We start from the raw sequence: 17,538 nt of genomic DNA, 5'->3' as shown, positions 1-17,538 counted from the left end.
CCTGGCATGGAGGAGTCGGCAATGGGTGACACCGCGGGTTCGCGGGAGGGCTCGCAGTTCGGGCCCTATCTGCTACGGCGACTGGTGGGTCGTGGCGGGATGGGCGACGTCTACGAGGCCGAGGACACGGTCCGCGAGCGGGTCGTCGCGCTGAAGCTGATGTCGCAGACGCTGTCCAGCGACCCGGTCTTCCGCACCCGCATGCAGCGCGAGGCCCGCACCGCTGGACGGCTGCAGGAACCACACGTCGTCCCGATTCACGATTTCGGCGAAATCGACGGACAGCTCTATGTGGACATGCGCCTGATCGACGGCCGGGACGTTGCGACGATCTTGAGCCGATACGGACCGCTGACACCGCCACGCGCGGTCGCGATCCTGCGCCAGATCGGTTCCGCACTCGACGCCGCGCACGCTGCCGGCGTGATGCATCGCGACGTCAAACCGGAGAACATTCTGGTCAGCGGGGACGACTTCGCCTATTTGGTCGACTTCGGTATCGCCAGCGCCACCTCCGATGAGAAGCTGACCCAGTTCGGCACCACGGTGGGCACCTTCAAATACATGGCCCCGGAACGGTTCAGCGACTCCGACGTCACCTACCGAGCCGATATCTATGCGCTGGCCTGCGTTCTGTATGAGTGCTTGACCGGATCTCCGCCCTACCAGGGCGATCAGATCAGCGTGATGAGCACGCACCTGCACCAGGCGATTCCGCGACCCAGTGCCGCGCGGCCAGGCATTCCGGCCGCCTTCGACCAAGTGATCGCGCGCGGCATGGCCAAGGACCCGCTGGACCGCTATCCCACCTGCGGGGACCTGTCGGCGGCCGCGTACGCCGCCCTGGCCACGCCCGACCAGGATCGGGCAACCGACATTCTGCAGCGCAGCCAGGCCGCCGAACTACCGGCCGCGTTCGCGGGTCAGGCGCCCACCGGCTTTCCGCCCGCTCCCCCCGCCATGGCGAGCCAGACACCGCCCCAGGGCCCGGGTTGGCCCGCGTCGGCAACCGGGACACCGTTTCCGCCGAGCGGGCCGATCCCCGCACAGACGGGATGGCCGGGCGCTCCCGGCTGGGGTACTGGCGATGCCGGCAGCGTGGTGGCGCCGTCGTGGGGGCAACCGGCGCCCCGTGCATCGCGTAACGCTTGGCTATGGGTCAGCCTTGCGGCTTTTGTCGTCGTCGCGGTGGTGGGCGCCGTCCTCGTTGTCGCCCAACCCTGGCGGTCGTCGGGGCCGGGCGGGTCGAAACCGCCCGCGGCGAGCGACGCGGTCGAGCTCCGCGTCCTCGATGACGGAGTGTTGGTCGGCAGCTCGGCCGCACCGGTGACGATCGATATTTTCAACGAGCCCATCTGCCCGCCGTGCGGCAGCTTCATCCGGTCGAATGCGGGCGACATCGAAACCGCGGTGAACAACAAGAAACTCGCGGTGCGCTACCACCTGCTGAACTTCCTCGACGACAAGTCGCACAGTCAGAACTACTCGACTCGCGCGGTGGCGGCAACCTACTGCGTCGCGGCCCAGAACGACCCGAAGCTCTACATGAGCTTCTACTCGGGAATCTTCGCCAGCGCCTTCCAGCCGCAAGAGGGTGCCGCGGAAGATCGGACCGACGGCGAACTAGCGCAATTGGCCAAAACCGGCGGCGTCGACGCCGACGCGATCAACTGCATCAAATCCGGCGGGGACATGGCCACCGCCAAGGCAAAAGCGGAGTCCGGCGACACGACGCTGGCCGGGTTCAATGCCTCTGGGACGCCGTTCGTCTGGGACGGTACCAAGTCCCTCAACTACCAAGACGCGACCTGGCTGACCAAGCTTCTCGGGTAGTCCGAGGTCGCCTGTGTGCTCTTGCACCGACGGTGTGCTTGACAACTCAATTCGACGGTCCCCCACACATTTCCGGAAGCGCAAAATCCTCACACGGAGGATCCTGATGGACTTTCTTGTGGCAGAACATGTCTCACTCAACCGCGTCATGCGCCACTGCGCCGTCCGGCAAAGTTGGGGTAGCACGCTCGCGCAGGCGCCACCGCGATGTTGTAGTTTTCGAGCGGTGAGGATTGGTCGCGCCATACCGTGATGGTTGCCAGACCGTGAATAGGAGTCAGCGATGACCGGCGCGCAGGGCTCGCGGTTGGGGACGATGTTCGGTCCCTACTACCTCAAACGACTGCTGGGCCGCGGCGGGATGGGCGAGGTCTACGAAGCCGAGCACACCGTCAAAAAGTGGACGGTGGCGGTCAAACTGATGTCGGTGGCCTTCAGCCAGGACCCCGTGTTTCGCAAGCGGATGGAACGCGAGGCCCGCATCACTGGGCGCCTGCTCGAGCCTCACGTGGTCCCAATCCACGACTACGGCGAAATCGACGGGCAACTGTATTTGGAGATGCGCCTGATCGAGGGCATCGATCTGGGCAGTCTGCTCGAGCGGGACGGGCCACTGCCCGCGCCCCGGGCAGTGGCAATCATCCATCAGATCGCATCGGCGCTGGATGCCGCGCACGCCGCCGGGGTGACACACCGCGACGTCAAACCGCAGAACATCCTGATCACCGGCAACGACTTCGCGTATCTGGTCGATTTCGGAATCGCCAGCGCGAAAACCGATGAGAAACTCACTCAACTGGGTACCGCGGTGGGCACCTGGAAATACATGGCCCCCGAACGGTTTTCGGAGAACGAGGTGACACCCCGTGCTGACGTCTACGCGTTGGCCTGTGTGCTGTACGAATGCTTGACCGGCGAACCTCCATACCGCGCCGACACCGCCGCCATGCTGGTCACCTCCCACATGATGGAACCCATCCCGCGGCCCAGCGCAGAAGGCCTCGGGGTGGACCAGGCTTTCGATAACGTGATCGCGGTCGGCATGGCCAAGGACCCGATCGAACGCTATGCCAGCGCCGGCGACCTGGCCGAGTCCGCGCACGACGCGCTTTCCAGACCGGAACGCGACCGTGCCGCCACCATCCTGCGCCGCAGCGACACCTCGGCGAGGCCGCAATTCACCCAACCAGGCGGTCCACCGCCGCCGTTGACCGCGCCAGGCATCGTCGGACCTGACCAACCGGGAACGCCGCGCCGACGCAACCTCTGGCCGATCCTGGTGACAGCCGGCGTCGTCGTCGTGGTCGTCATCGCGGTAGTCGGCATCTGGCTGACGGTGAAACCCGCCGGCCAGCAAGCGTCGAAGGCTGGCGGGGTGAAAACTCCGGTGCCGTCCAGCCAAGCTCCCAACAATGATCAAGCCCGCCTATTCAGCCTGCTACCGCAGGGCTACCTTGCCGGCACCTGCACACCGGCCACGCCGGAATCGGGCAGCATTTGGACCAGTGCCGTGGCATTGGTGACATGCGGGCAGAACACCCAGCCCGGCGGCCCCAGTCATGCCACCTACGGGCTGTTCCCGACACCGAATCGGCTGAAGAAGGCCTTCACCGACGACATCGGCAACGTCAGCCTGGTGAACTGCCCCGGCGAGGAAGCCTCGCCCGTGAGCTGGCACTACGACCAAACCCCCAACGAGATGGCCGGTTTGGTCGCGTGCGGCCATTACAACGGCCACCCCATCGTGATTTGGACCAACGAGGAAAAGCTGATGCTCAGCGACGTTGCCGGCGACCCGGCCACCGTCGAAGACTTGCACACGTGGTGGGATGCCTACGGCTGATCATTCGACCAGTGGCGGCACTGGCACGAACTTTGTCGGATCCGTCGACACCTTCGCCCCCAGACGTTTCAGGCAGACGGATGGATCGACGTCTTCGAGGTCGATACCGGCGAAGGTGTCCGCGTCGGCGCGCACCGCGATCAAGCACGACCGGGTCGGTTGACCAGTGCTCGGATCCGTCGTTTCGACCACACCGTTGAAGATCACCACCTCGAATCCGCGGCCGCCGTCGATTCGGAAAGCAGTCGCCAGCGATAGCAGCGTAAGCTGCGCAATGATGCGCGCGTACAACGCTTTTAGCTGACCCACCGGCCGCGCGGTCGCGACGACCGTCTCCTGGCTCTTGACGTACCGGTACGCCTTGGCGTGCGGGACGACACTCACCACGGGCAGTTCATACTCGAGCACCAATCGGCGGGTGGCCGGCGAGTAGTCAACCGTGAGTGCGGGGGTGATGTTGCACGGCAACGGCATCGCCGTCAGCTCCCGTTCGACGCTTGCCACCAATTCGGACGGAGCAGACTGCGGCACCTCTTTGAGGTGCCGCAAACCCGTTCGCAACAGAACGGTCAGGGCGGCCACCTGGGATTCGATTTTCGCGTTCTGCCGTTCCACCTGGTCGGCGATGCCAGCGAGGTTGTAAATTTCGCTGTCCAGGACAACGCCTTTGGGCCAGCGGCCCGACTGCCACTCGCGTTGGCGCGCTATCTCGGCAGCCCTGGCTCTGGCCTGGGCGGCCTGCACCGTCGCATAGAGCACCTTCGTCGTCTCGAGTTCTCTGCGGCGCTGCTGTTCACGCACGGGGTGCCAGCGACGGGCGAGCTGATATCGGTGGCGGGCTTGCGTCAGCAGCTGCTGGGCATCGGGCAGTCGGTCGTAGGCAGGCCGTTGGACGAAGTCCGCGAGCCGGGGCATCGGCTCGGCGATCTCCAAGTACCGCAGGCGCATCTCACAGACGTCGGCGTCGTCGCGGGCTTTGCCAACGGTGTAGTAACTTTCGAGCATCCGACAGGCCGACTCCCAATTCTGCAGGGCCGCCGACGTCTGTTGCGAGGAGCGCCACAGGTTCCACAGCGCGTGATACGCCTCCAGCGCCGCGGCCCATCGCTGGCCGCCGTCAAATGGCCCCATGCTCTCCCCTGACCGGGTGACCTCCGTCCTTCAGAACTTAACGTGTCAGGTACGGCATGCGCAGTGTGACGCTTAGGTGCCGGTATCTGCGATGCGGTGGCCGACCGTGATGAGCGCCTTGCCTCGACTGAGCTCGGTTGCTAACCAATCCACTGGTGACCTGGTCCCTCAGAGGATGTAGAGCATCTCCTGGTACGTGGGTAACGGCCACAGGTCATCGGCTACAACACATTCCAATTCGTCGGCAGCGGTACGCACCGCCTCCATCGCCGGCAGCAGAACCTCTTGGGCATGCGTTGCCTCTTCGAATGCCGACTCCCCCGAATGATCCGACAGGGCTGCTTTCAAACTGGTCAGCGCCGCCGAAAGATCAGCCAGTGGGACCGAAACCGCTTCCAACGCAGCGGTGCTGGGCTGTACACCAGCCTGCTTCATTGTCGCTACGTTCTGAGCGAGTTCGGTCTGGTAGCGAACCGCGGCGGGCAGGATGATCGTGTTCCCGATCTCCAGCGCCAGCTTCGCCTCGACCCCGATCGTCAACGCGTACTGCTCTAGGCGAACTTCGTAGCGGCTGTGCAACTCCCGTTCGTTGAACACCCCGTACCTCGCAAAGAGTTCGACCGCGTCCGGCTTGATCAGCTCCGGAATGGCATCCAAGGTGGTCTTCAGGTTCGGCAGGCCGCGCTCGGCCGCCTCGATCTGCCAGTTCTCGGAGTAGCCGTCCCCGTTGAACACCACCGCACCGTGCTCGGTGATGATATCGGTGAGCATCTTCTGCACGGCTGCGTCGAATCCTTCGCCATCGGCAACAGCCTGCTCGAGAGCCGTGGCCATGTAGTCCAACGAGTCGGCCATGATCGTATTCAGCACGATCAACGGCACGGCCACGGTCTGGCCCGAGCCCGGCGCCCTGAACTCGAACCGGTTGCCGGTGAAGGCGAACGGGCTGGTGCGGTTGCGGTCGCCGGCATCCGTGGGCAGGTGCGGCAGCGTATCAACACCAATAATCATGGTGCCCTTACCCTTTGATGACGTGGCCGCGCCCTTCGCAATCTGCTCGAACACGTCGGCGAGCTGCTCGCCGAGGAAGATCGAGATGATTGCCGGCGGCGCCTCATTTGCGCCCAAGCGGTGATCGTTGATGGCCGACGCGACCGACACCCGCAGCAGGCCGGAGAATTTGTGCACGGCGCGAATCACCGCCGCGCAGAACACCAGGAATTGGGCGTTCTCGTGCGGGGTGTCGCCCGGGACGAGAAGCGAGCCCAGCTCGGAGTTTCCCAGCGAGAAGTTGACGTGCTTACCTGATCCGTTGACGCCGGCGAACGGCTTCTCGTGGAACAGACATTCCATGCCGTGCTTCTTGGCGATCGTCTTGAAAACCGTCATCAGCAACTGCTGGTGGTCGGAGGCGATGTTGGCTCGCTCGAACATCGGCGCGATCTCGAACTGGCCGGGCGCAACCTCGTTGTGGCGAGTCTTAGCCGGAATACCGAGTTTGAACAGCTCGCGCTCGGTGTCCATCATGAAGCCGAGGACACGCTCGGGCACCGCGCCGAAATAGTGGTCGTCGAACTCCTGTCCCTTCGGCGGTTTGGCGCCGAACACCGTGCGACCAGCGTTCAGCAGATCCGGCCGCGCCAAGAAGAAGTGGCGATCGACCAAGAAATACTCTTGCTCCGGCCCGCAGAAGGACACGACCTTGTTGAGTTCCTTGTGACCGAACAACGTCAGGATTCGCTCGGCGTGCACACCCATGGCCTGCTGGCTGCGAAGCAGCGGCGTCTTGTAGTCCAGCGCCTCACCGGTCATCGACACGAAAACCGTTGGAATGCACAGCGTGTTTCCGTTCGGATTCTCGAGGACATAGGCGGGGCTGGTCACGTCCCACCCGGTGTAGCCGCGCGCCTCAAAAGTGCTCCGCAACCCGCCCGACGGGAAGCTGGAGGCATCGGGCTCACCCTGGATGAGGGTCTTACCCGCGAACTCGGCGAGTGTCTGGCCATCGGAGACGGGTTCCAGAAAGCTGTCGTGCTTTTCGGCGGTCAGGCCGGTCATCGGATAGAACACGTGCGCGTAGTGGGTAGCGCCCTTCTCCAGCGCCCAGTCCTTCATCGCGACGGCGACCGCGTCGGCAACCGCGGAGTCGAGCTTGGCGCCCTTTTCGAGCGTCGCCACCACCGACTTGTACACCGACTTGGGCAGCCGCGCCTGCATCTCGGCCTTGGTGAAGACGTTGGCCCCGAAGATCTCGCCGGGAGCCTCACCGGCGACGAAGCTAATGGCCGGAGGGACGTACGCCTCGACGTTGTTGATCGCCTGCAGGCGCGCTGCGTTTCCGCTCAATGGTGTTCCTATCGCTGAGGGGGTCCACGACCTTCCATTGCCGAAGGTGGACCGCCCTACCCTAGGAACTTTCGATGCCAAACTTGTTACGCGCGCGTCAACGATTCGCTCCAAGCGTCGCAAGTGCACGACGAACTCAGACCGCGGCCTTCGCCTGCTTGCGCCCATGGTGCCCGGCCCGCCACTGCAGGGGCGGCGCAAAAGTCACGGTGATGCAAAGAGCCGGACACCGGTCGGTGCCTGCACGGACGGCGCGGTCTCACGACGGCAACATTTCCGCGTTTTCGTCCACGATTTCACCGGCTTCGCGTTAAATGCTCCGCAGAGGGCGACCCGTGACCCTTTTCTCAATACAGCAGCGCGCCGCCACCGCGGCTCGAGAAAAGGACACCGATGGCCCGCACCCTGACGACCAAGGTCGCCGCGGCTGCGCGCGTCGTCGCGGTGTTATGCGCAATGACCGCTGCGTCATCGGTCACCTGGGCCGGCGCTTCCCACGCCGCCCCGGGCCCTCCCGTCCCGGACGCCGACCACGAGGCGGGGATGTACGGCGACCCCGCGGCAGCCGCACCCTTCTGGCGCCGGCAACACGCTTCCGACTGTGGGGAGATGGCGGTTGCCGACGTCGTCGGTGAGATCACCGGCCGGCAGCCCACCGAACGGCAAATCACCGTTGTTGCCGAAAATATCTCGGGCGCAACGGGTTCCGGCCCGATATGGAAGCCGCCCGGTGATACCGACATCAGGGATTTGCCGATGCTGCTCTGGCACTACTGGATTCGGGCGGACAACGTCGCGACCAATACCATCGCCTTGGAGCAGTTTCTCGCGGACAAGCGCAAGGTGATCGCCCTCGTCAATGCCGAGACCATCTGGAACCGGGCCGGCAATCGTGACGCCGCGAACCACTTCGTCGTGGTCACCGGCATCGACACCAAATCCGGAGTCGTACATCTCAACGACAGCGGTATCAACGCCGGCCGCGATGAGCAGATTCCGCTGGCGACCTTCGAGCGGGCGTGGGCGCCCAACGACAACTCCGCTATCGTGACGAAGTCAGGTTAAGCCCGGTTCAGGTCAGGCTTTTCGTCGAGTCCGACTCGATCACCGCGGATCCGCGACGCCCAGTGGACAAGCTGCACGACTCGGTCAATTCAGGTCCATAGGTGGCCGCACCGCACTCACATTCCCAGCAGACGTGTCTGCCGCAGGAACACGGAATGCTGGCCACGATCATGTGTCCCGGCAACAGCCAGTGACCACGTGCACACCGTTGTGGTGGTCTGTCCATCCATTGCGTGCGCGAGGCATGCGCCAGTTCGTCGACATGAACACTCACGGGCACCACCCTCCCATTGGCCAAGGTGGCAAACCAGGGTGAGGTGTCAATCGTTATCGACTCGTTGACCGTGTCGTAGTCTTCGCAATCGCGGGTCGACGATCAGTCCTTTTCGAGGGTTACCTGGTTGACGTCGATCTGGCCAGTGCGGAACGCGTTGGCCCGGCCGGTCAGGTAGTGCAGGTATCGCTCGTAGACCTCTTCGGACTGCATCTCGATGGCTTCGGCCTTATGCGCCTCGAGCGCCTCGGTCCACAGGTCGAGGGTCTTGGCGTAATGCGGCTGCAGCCGCTCGCACTGGGTCAGGATGAAGCCCGCCTCTGTCGCGTGCTGCTCCATCGGGTCAGCGGACGGCGAACCGGCCATCGTGTGCAAGAACATCACGCCATCGGCGGGCAGGACGGTGTAGGCCATCTCGAAGAAGTCGTCATAGCGGGCGTAGCCGTGCTCGAACGCCCCGATGGACACGATCCGGTCGACGGGTTGGGCGAATTCCTCCCAACCCTGCAGCATCACCCACTTGCTGCGCTGGGTCTCCATCTCGTCGAACAACTTCTGCACGTAGGCGGCCTGATCACTGGACGATGTCAAGCCGACGACGTTGACGTCGTACTTCTCGACCGCGCGGCGCATGGTGGTGCCCCAGCCGCAGGCGATGTCGAGCAGGGTCATGCCGGGCCGCAGATCCAGCTCGGCCAGCGCCAAATCGATCTTGGCGATCTGGGCCTCTTCCAGCGTCATGTCGTCGCGCTCGAAATACGCGCAGCTATAGGTCTGGGTCCGATCGAGGAACAGCCGGAAAAAATCGTCGGATAAGTCGTACCTTGCCCGCACATCGTCAATGTTCGGGATCAATCCCTGGGTCATGATTACGTGCCTTTCCGGACCCAGGGCCCCCCGGGTGACGCTTCAAGTCTGCGCATTTGGATACCCAAGCGCTCGTCCGGCAAACTAATTCAAAGCTAATTCCCAGCTTTGAGCGGCGCTTATCCGAATCGCTGTGACGGTCCGTAGCGGCTGCCGGCGCGTGCTCCGCGATGAATTCCGGGTACACCGCCAGTCAGACCTTTGAGCCGCAGAATTCTTCAGAGCGAAGGTGGATCCCATGTCGATGAACACGCAAGCCCTGCCGCCAATCGTCGATCAGCAGAGCTGGCGCACCGCGCTCGACGAACTGCGCACGCGCGAGAAGGCCGCCACCCGCGAACTGGATGCGATCGCCGCGCAGCGGCGCCGTCTGCCGATGGTCGAGTTGCCGGACTACACCCTGATCGGAGCCGACGGGCCCATCCGCCTGGTCGACGTGTTCGGTGGCCGATCGCAGCTCATCATCTACCACCACATGTGGACGGACGGCGCACAGTGGCAGTGCGGCGGATGCACGGGTTTCACCTCGCAGTTCACCCGGTTGGAGTTTCTCGACAACTACGACGCCCGCTTCGTGATCGTCACCAATGGTCCGATCGAGGAGGCACTCGCCTACCAGCGCAGGGTGGGCAATCGAATGCTGTGGTACTCGTCGTCACAAAGCCCGTTCGGCGCCGACGTCGATGCGCCGCCGGACGGCGGCTTCGGAGTCAACGTGTTCCTCCGCGACGGCGAAACGGTGTATCGCACCTGGCACACGAACGGACGTGGCACCGAGCAACTCAGTCACTCGTTTCCGCTCATCGACGTGTTGCCCTGGGGCCGTCAGGGAGGAATGGCTCGACTCGCCCGAGGGTTGGCCGTCGCGGCCCACCTACTCCGGCTGGCTCGACTCCCCCGACATCGCCCACGCCTACGGGGCAGAAGGCTAACGCCCGCCGTCGACCACCTTCACCTGTTTGTGTGGATAGCGGCGTTCCGCGTATTCCTTAGCCTTGGAATTCGGCAGCACGTACAGAGTTTCCTTCTTGTCCTGCAACGGTTTTAATACCAGGTCCATGAAGCTCTTGCGGTTGTCCAGGTACGGCTCGATAACGTCCTCGCCAGCCGGACACACGGCCAGGCAGTAGGCGGCCTTGTAGTTCGGCTTGAACGACAGACTCTGCCACATCGATGCATTCTCGGAATCGGTTACCCGCGAACGGAAGTCAGCCGCGTCGGCACTGTCGGCGACGGTTTGGGCCCAATCGGTGAAGCCGCCCATGAATTCGCGGTAGTTGTGCGTCGAACACGCCAGCCAATCAAAGCTGCCATCCTTTCCGATCGCGCCTACCGGGCATGCGGCCACGCACAGCTTGCATTCCAGGCATGGGCTGTAGTCCAGCGGCTTGCCGTAGCTCGTGATCGGCGCGTCCACCAAGATCGTGCCCAGCAGAATGAAGTTGCCGAACTTGGGTGAATCACGTTGCGGTGGATTCCCATGACGCCCAGGCCCGCCGCGACGGCAACGGGTTTGTGCGCCACCACCCAAATCCGGCCGGGGTAGTTATCCATCTCCATCGGAAAGGTTGCCGACGGGTTCAGCACCCGGTAGCCGGAATCCTGAAGCCGACGGACGATGCGGTAGGCAGCCTCGTTGAGCAGCTCACCACTGCGGTGAAACTCTTGGTTGGCGACACTGCGCGCCGTCGAGCGAATGTTGTCGCGGTTCATCTTGACCACGAGCGAGATGTAGCTCTTGGTGCCCGGCAAGGCGGCCTCGACATGCTCGACCTCCGAGGCCAGATCCGGGTTGTCGACGCTGGCGAACGCGACGTCATCGACGCCGGCCTGCAGACACATCTGGCGCAGCCAATCCGCGTCGAGTGCGCCGGGTTTCTGCGTTTGACGGGTTCGAACCTTCCGCACCGTGGGATGTTCCGCCAACCGGCCAGGGAGTCTCTCGGTCATGCTGAGTATCCTACACAATACTCAGCATGACCGCTTCGTAGACGAACGCATCGCCGGCTCAAGTCCGGTGTGACTTACCGAAGCGGTTCGGCCTCAGTCGGATTCGTCGTTCTCCGCATCGGCCACCGTCAAGGGCAGTGCCAGGTCTTCCAGGGCGCGTTGTTCGGCCGCGATCCCCAGCCACAGCTCAACCAGGCCGGCGGCCGCCATCACGATCGCCCCGATCAAAAACGACCAGAGCACCTGACCGCGATCTCCGGAATTGATCAACTCGCCGAACAACACGGGCCCGGTGATCCCGCCGATCGCGGTGCCGACCGCATAGAAGAACGCGATCGCCAGCGCCCTGGTCTCCATCGGGAAGATCTCGCTGACGGTCAAGTAGGCCGCGCTTGCACCCGCCGAGGCCAGGAAGAACGCGGCCGCCAGCACGATGATGAACGTCCAGACACCGCCGGTGTCGTTCACGAACAGCACCCCGAGCACGACCGCGATGGCCGCGGACCCGATGTAGGTCGCGGCGATCATCGGTTTGCGGCCGATGGTGTCGAACAGCCGCCCCAGAATCAACGGGCCGAGGAAATTGCTCATTGCCCAAAAGATGAAGAACACCGGTACTTTTCCGGAGGGAATGCCGTAGAACGTGCTCAACAGCGTGCCGAGATTGAACGTGACGCCGTTGTAGAGGAACGCCTGACCGATGAACAACGCGAGCCCGAGCACGGCGCGTTTCGGATAGAGCTTGAACGCCACCCGCCCGATCTCCAGAAATGAAATCGACTGGCGCTGGCGTATCCTCAGTGGCTTGCCTTGTAACTCGGGCAGCGGCTGCCCGGTTTCTCGCTGCACATCTTCTTCGATCTCGCCGACGATCCGCTCGGCTTCCTCGTCGCGCCCGTGAATGAACAGCCACCGCGGGCTCTCCGGAATGTTGCGCCGGACAAGCAGAACGAAGATGCCGAAGATGGCGCCGATGCCGAAGGCAAGCCGCCAGCCGATGTTCGCCGGGAAGTTCGACGTGTCCAGAAGGACCAGCGCGCCTGCGGCTCCAGCCGCCGAACCCAGCCAGTAGGTGCCATTGATGATCAGGTCGACGCGGCCGCGCACCCGTGCCGGAATCAACTCGTCGATCGCCGAATTGATCGCCGCGTATTCGCCGCCTATGCCGGCGCCGGTAAAGAAGCGGGTGATGAAGAAATACCAAGGCGCGAACGCGAATGCCGTCGCGACGGTGGCGACCAGATAGACCGCCAGGGTCAGGATGAACAGATTGCGCCGTCCGAACCGGTCCGTCAGGTGCCCGAAGAACAACGCGCCCAGGCACGCCCCGGTGATATAGATTGCCGCCGCGTAGCCGATCTGCGCCGGGTTGAGCTCGATGCCGCTGCCCTTCTCGGTCAGCCGGGCCGACACGTTGCCGACCATCGTGACCTCGAGTCCGTCGAGGATCCATACCCCGCCAAGGCCCAAAACGACGCGCCAGTGAAACCGCGACCACGGCAGCCGGTCCAGTCGCGCCGGCACCTGTGTCGTGATGGTTTTCGTTTGAACGCCTGGGCTCATGTCGTGTCCGTTCTGGGTGGGTACGGCGTTACCCGCTACGAGCGTCGGTAGCCTCCGGTGAAACGAGGAAGCTACCGACTCAGCAGCGGGCTGGGCCGCAGGCGCACGGGTAGGTTTTTGAGTCCGTTTAGTGCCATGCTGGCATTCAGCGCGGGGTCACCGGCCAGGGCCAGATCGGGGAAACGAGCAAACAGCGACTGCAAGCCAATATCCAGTTCCATCCGCGCTAGCGCCGCCCCCAAGCAAGCGTGGATACCGCTGCCGAAGCTGATATGTTCGCGTGCATTAGCACGGGTGATATCGAATTCTCCAGGACGTTCGAAGACCGCCGGATCACGGTTGGCTCCACCGAGCAAAAACAATATGGCTTGTCCGGGTCGAAAATTCTGACCCCCAAGTTCCAGAGTTTCCGTAGCGACCCGCACCCCCAACGGGATGGAAGTCTCGTAGCGCAATACCTCTTCCACGGCATTGGGCCAGCCCTCAGGATGTGCTTGAAGGCTAGCCAACTGATCGGGGTGCCGAAGCAGTATGGAGACACCATTGCCCATGACATTGGTTGTTGTGACGATCCCCGCGGCGAGCAACAACATCACAAACACCCGGACATCGCGTTCGGACAGGTCGCCTGCCCGCACAATGCCCGCCATGATGCTGTCGTCGTTGCCACGCTGACGCAGCTGCTCGATATGCATCGCAAGGTACGGCTCGAATTCGCGCGCCGTATTGATGGCTGCCTGAAAGTCCCGCCAGGCCGGCGCTGCGCCAGAAAGCAATCGGGTCGCATGCTCGCTCACCGCATCCAGATGTGAGATCTCCTCCCTCGGTATTCCCAGCACTTCAGCGATGGCCTCAATGGGAAGCCGAGAGGTGTAACCGGCGACCAGGTCGCATTCGGCCGCATCTTCCAGGTCGTCCAACAGTCCGTTGGCGATCGTTTGAATCCGGCTGCGCAGCCTCTCGATCGCACGCGGCGTAAATGCCTGCGACACCAAGCGACGTAACCGCGCATGTTCTGGCGGATCAGACATCAGCATCGACGGCGGTTTAGTAGCGTCCAGTACGTTGGGATCGGTCTTGTCCAAGATCCACCGTACGAGGCGAAACGGGGCCTGATCCTGTGGCTTGATAGTCCGAAACCGGTCGTCTCGAAAGATTTCACGGATGATTCGCATATCCGCGGTTATCAGGCCACCACCTGCGAACCGAACAATGCGCCCGCGTGTTCGTATATCGTCGACCAATTCATATATGTTCTTGCGATGTTCATCAACGAACAGCTGCAATACCGGATCACCTTGACGCGCCGCGAGTTTCACCGCCAAACGAGTAACGCCCGCCCCCGTCAGCCAATGCATACGGTCTTTGACCGACACCGCCATGCCCATCAGAGAAACGTAACAGACCTCTCGCCACAAGCGTATCCGCGGCAATTATCTATCACCCGAGAGAGAGGCAGATACCGCGCGATCAACTATCTTTTATCAGACCGAATGCGTTATTGGGCCGGTGAGTATCGATCGCCAGCTGCATCACCGAACCGCCCTGACTCGCAAACAGTTTCAACGCTACACGAGAAGAGCATATTGGCAAATTCGATTTCGAGCGCCAAGAGAACATCCAGGTCTGCTCCGTACTAGAGCAGCGGGCTCGCGACCGCACCGCCGCGCTGAGCACACCACAGCTGTGTGGTTGCCCGCCTCGATGTCGACAGGCTCAAACGAGCCAATGACGATTAGCCAGCACCCTTGCCATTGTCGACCCGGTAGACGGCACCGTGGACGGCGGCTGCGGCATCGCTGGCAAGGAACGCGACAACGTTCGCGACGTCGAGAGGCGCCATCATGCCGCGCGGTGAAGCCGTGCGCATGATCAGGTCGTAGTTCGGATTCTCTGGCGCACTGAACTGTTCGAGTTGCGGCGTGAGCATGCCGCCGGGGCAGACCGCGTTGACGCGCAAGCGATCCGCGGTGTACTCCACCGCCAAAGCCCGAGTCAGCCCGATCAGCCCATGCTTAGCAGCGCAGTAGCCGGCCGAGTAAGCCTGGCCTTCGACGCCGGCAATGGAGGCGACGTTGACGATGTTGCCTCCTCGTTTCAGCAGCACCGGCAGCGCCGCCCTGCACAGGTAAAACGGGCCGTTCAGATTGACGGCGAGGTCCTGTGTCCAGTCGTCGTCGGTCATCGACTCCGTTCGGCGCATCTGGTGCTTCCCGGCGATGTTGACCAGGACGTCGAGTCCGCCGAACTCCCGGACGCACTGCTCGACCGCGTCCGTGCAGGCCTGCGCCGAGCCGACGTCCACCGATGCATATGAACCACGGGCTACGTCGGCGAATACCTCGGCCAAGCGTGCGGTATCCCGGGCTATCCCGAAAACCGTTGCGCCCTGCCGGGAAAGCAGCTTTGCTGTTTCAGCGCCCAAACCCGACGAGGCGCCGGTCACGAGGATGACCTTGCCTTGCAGTGCTGTCATAACAGTTCTCGTCCTCTCCAACCGCGATCCGCCCACCTGCCGCGTCGCGCGGGGCATGCGACTAGCAAAGCAACTCTCGCGGGAGCGCACACCACCAGGGGCCCCGGGCTATTCACACCAGGCTGGTGCGCCTCAATACGACAGCAACACCGCTTCGCAAGAGTTCAAGCGGCTCAACGGATCTCAGGCCGGAAACGGCCAGCGCGTCGCGGAGCAGGCGCTGCGCCAGAAGGCTCCGGCGAAGGCGGCGTGCGGCCACCAGCATGACGAAGCTCATCCCGAGTCTGCCTATCGCGACCCGACTAGTACGCTTCCGCCAGGTCGACGGCGTTGCATCCGAGCGCCGACCGACGTAGTAGCCGAGGCATGTCGTGGTCGCGAGCGCACAGATCACCGCAAAAACCGCCATGATGACGAGCGTCCTTTGCCGCTGTCGCGGGAAGGTCACGCGCGAGATACACCTCGGCCAACAAACCGCCCCGGACTACCAGCGAAGCGTCAATTCTGCGCTGGCGGTCGCGCGGCTTCGACGGTAGCCAGTTCGGATAAGCCGCTCAGGGTGAGGCTGCGCATCAGCAGCGGGTGGGCAATGACGTGGATGTGGTCGGCCACCGTGAACAGAGCGTTGATGGCAGCGCTGTCCAAATACTGCACATCGCTGAGGTCGACGATGAGCGATTGGCCGCTGCCCACAACTTCGGCCGTGGCGGTGCCGAGGGCCTGGTCGAACGCTTCGATGTTGCTCAGATCGATTTCGCCTGCCGCGACCAGCGCGAGTTTTCCATCGTCGGAGCGCACGGTGTCGAGGGTGAGCGACGTGGCCATCATGTGATCCTTACGGATAGCTGAACTGTTGTTCCGTCGGGGTCGGGGTCGATCGTGACATCGTGCATGAGTCCTCGCATCAGGGTGATGCCGCGACCGCGATGTGGGTTGGCCTCGGGCTGCGGAGGTATCCAGGAGCCGCTGTCGGTGATGGTCAACTGCACCTCGTCGACGAGTGCGGTCGCGCCCATGGCAATCGTGCCACCTTGCCGGTCGCGGTGACCGTGCTCGATGGCGTTGGCGACGGCTTCGCCGGCAGCAATGAGCACGCTCATCGTCTGCTCCGGATCCAGCCGGACCCGGGTCAACCAGCTGCGCAAGGCTTTTCGAGCCGGAGCGAGATTGCTGGCATCGGCGGGAAATTTCAGCTCCAGCGGGGAGGGATGGCGGTAGAGCAAAAGGGCAACGTCATCCTGATAGCCCCCGGTTGGCGCCAGCCGGGACATCACCTGATCCGCCAAATCGTCCAGCGATGACCCGAGACCCTCGGCAACCAGGGCGGCGGCGCCGCCGATGCCGTCGTCTAGTGGTCTCCGGCGTCGCTCGACCAGACCATCGGTGTACAGCAGCAAGGTCGAGCGCGCCGGGACAATCACGTGGGCCTCTGGGCGGGGGCGATGGGGTCGCACTCCCAAGGCAATGGTGTGGCCACCCTCGAGCATCTGGGTGGTGCGATCGGCGTGGACGACAATGGGCGGCGGGTGCCCAGCGCTGGAATACACCAGCTCGCCGGTGTCCGGGTTGAGCACTGCGCAGATAGCGGTGGCGCATTGGGCCCCGGGCAACCGCGCGGCGAAGCGATCGAGCCCCTCCAGGGCGGCCGCGGGGCTGGGATTGTCGAACAGCAGCGCCCGGCAGGCGCTGCGTACCTGTCCCATCACGGTGGCGGCGGCGAGGCCATGACCGACACAGTCGCCAACGATCAACGCGATGCGTCCGTCATCCAGGTCGACAAGGTCGTACCAGTCACCGCCAACTTGCAGGGGGCGGGTGGCGGCCTGATAGCGAACCGCGAAGCCATGCGGCAGATCGGCGGGGCCCAGGATCGCGTGTTGCAGCGCCAGGGCTGTCTCACGCTGCTGGTCAACTTGATGCACCCGTTGCGGCCCTGGCCGAGGCGGCCGGCCAACACGGTGAGCAAGGTTTGGTCCTCGAGAGTGAATGGTCGTTGTTCGGCCAGATCGATCCACACGACGAGCACGCCCTCGGGATGCTGCAGCGCGATGGCCGCCGTCCCGGGCTTGGTCGTGTTGGGGGTCAGCAGATCACCGTCGCGCAACGCGGCGAGCAGCTCCCGGGTTTGTGATGGCAGATCCGCCCACTGCGCAAACTCGCCAACAGATACGAATTCCGTTGTGCGGGAGG

11 protein-coding genes and 3 pseudogenes are annotated in these 17,538 nt (G+C 63.5%); 4 read left to right on the top strand and 10 right to left on the bottom strand.

The features are described from left to right. Positions 1-21 precede the first annotated feature (21 nt). Together DB708_RS15380 and DB708_RS15375 are read left to right on the top strand one after the other, a co-directional pair. Positions 22-1,833, top strand: a complete 1,812-nt coding sequence (locus tag DB708_RS15380; protein WP_108923165.1) for a serine/threonine protein kinase PknE — start codon at positions 22-24, stop codon at positions 1,831-1,833. Between the two features lie 283 nt (positions 1,834-2,116). Further along, positions 2,117-3,676 (top strand): serine/threonine-protein kinase, encoded by a 1,560-nt coding sequence (locus DB708_RS15375; RefSeq protein WP_108923163.1) that lies wholly within the window; start codon positions 2,117-2,119, stop codon positions 3,674-3,676. Here DB708_RS15375 and DB708_RS15370 read toward each other — a convergent pair whose 3' ends face one another. Then, positions 3,677-4,807 (bottom strand): hypothetical protein, encoded by a 1,131-nt coding sequence (locus DB708_RS15370; protein WP_108923161.1) that lies wholly within the window; start codon positions 4,805-4,807, stop codon positions 3,677-3,679. Between the two features lie 168 nt (positions 4,808-4,975). Beyond that, on the bottom strand, positions 4,976-7,153 hold the full coding sequence (locus DB708_RS15365) for a glutamine synthetase III family protein (RefSeq protein WP_108923159.1): 2,178 nt from the start codon (positions 7,151-7,153) through the stop codon (positions 4,976-4,978). 393 nt (positions 7,154-7,546) lie between these two features. On the opposite strand from DB708_RS15365, the gene DB708_RS15360 reads away from it, so the two are divergent. Further along, positions 7,547-8,218 (top strand): cysteine peptidase family C39 domain-containing protein, encoded by a 672-nt coding sequence (locus DB708_RS15360; RefSeq protein WP_108923157.1) that lies wholly within the window; start codon positions 7,547-7,549, stop codon positions 8,216-8,218. Between the two features lie 376 nt (positions 8,219-8,594). On the opposite strand, the gene DB708_RS15355 is transcribed toward DB708_RS15360, so the two are convergent. After that, positions 8,595-9,359 (bottom strand): class I SAM-dependent methyltransferase, encoded by a 765-nt coding sequence (locus tag DB708_RS15355; protein WP_108923155.1) that lies wholly within the window; start codon positions 9,357-9,359, stop codon positions 8,595-8,597. Positions 9,360-9,597: 238 nt separating this feature from the next. On the opposite strand from DB708_RS15355, the pseudogene DB708_RS15350 reads away from it, so the two are divergent. Further along, positions 9,598-10,291: pseudogene (locus DB708_RS15350) on the top strand (DUF899 domain-containing protein). Here the strand turns inward: DB708_RS15350 and DB708_RS15345 are convergent. From DB708_RS15345 to DB708_RS15315, 7 genes and pseudogenes are all read right to left on the bottom strand, one after another. Beyond that, positions 10,288-11,309 (bottom strand): annotated as a pseudogene (locus tag DB708_RS15345) (epoxyqueuosine reductase). The pseudogenes DB708_RS15350 and DB708_RS15345 overlap by 4 nt on opposite strands. Before the next feature lie 93 nt (positions 11,310-11,402). Further along, on the bottom strand, positions 11,403-12,872 hold the full coding sequence (locus DB708_RS15340; RefSeq protein ID WP_108923153.1) for an MFS transporter: 1,470 nt from the start codon (positions 12,870-12,872) through the stop codon (positions 11,403-11,405). A 71-nt stretch (positions 12,873-12,943) separates the two neighbouring features. Beyond that, positions 12,944-14,260 (bottom strand): cytochrome P450, encoded by a 1,317-nt coding sequence (locus tag DB708_RS15335; protein ID WP_235616777.1) that lies wholly within the window; start codon positions 14,258-14,260, stop codon positions 12,944-12,946. A gap of 347 nt (positions 14,261-14,607) precedes the next feature. Next, positions 14,608-15,348, bottom strand: a complete 741-nt coding sequence (locus DB708_RS15330; RefSeq protein ID WP_108923148.1) for an SDR family NAD(P)-dependent oxidoreductase — start codon at positions 15,346-15,348, stop codon at positions 14,608-14,610. 112 nt (positions 15,349-15,460) lie between these two features. Then, positions 15,461-15,796, bottom strand: a complete 336-nt coding sequence (locus tag DB708_RS15325; RefSeq protein ID WP_235616776.1) for a hypothetical protein — start codon at positions 15,794-15,796, stop codon at positions 15,461-15,463. Between the two features lie 50 nt (positions 15,797-15,846). Next, positions 15,847-16,173, bottom strand: coding sequence for an STAS domain-containing protein (locus DB708_RS15320; RefSeq protein ID WP_108924289.1), 327 nt, complete (start codon positions 16,171-16,173; stop codon positions 15,847-15,849). Then, positions 16,173-17,538, bottom strand: a pseudogene (locus tag DB708_RS15315) (ATP-binding SpoIIE family protein phosphatase); the annotation flags it as partial. The pseudogene DB708_RS15315 and the gene DB708_RS15320, both read right to left, overlap by 1 nt.

Origin of the sequence: Mycobacterium montefiorense (genome assembly GCF_003112775.1) — a bacterium.
Lineage (GTDB): Bacteria > Actinomycetota > Actinomycetes > Mycobacteriales > Mycobacteriaceae > Mycobacterium > Mycobacterium montefiorense.
Note: the sequence above shows the minus strand (reverse complement) of the source record. Positions and strands in the feature narration are given on the sequence as shown.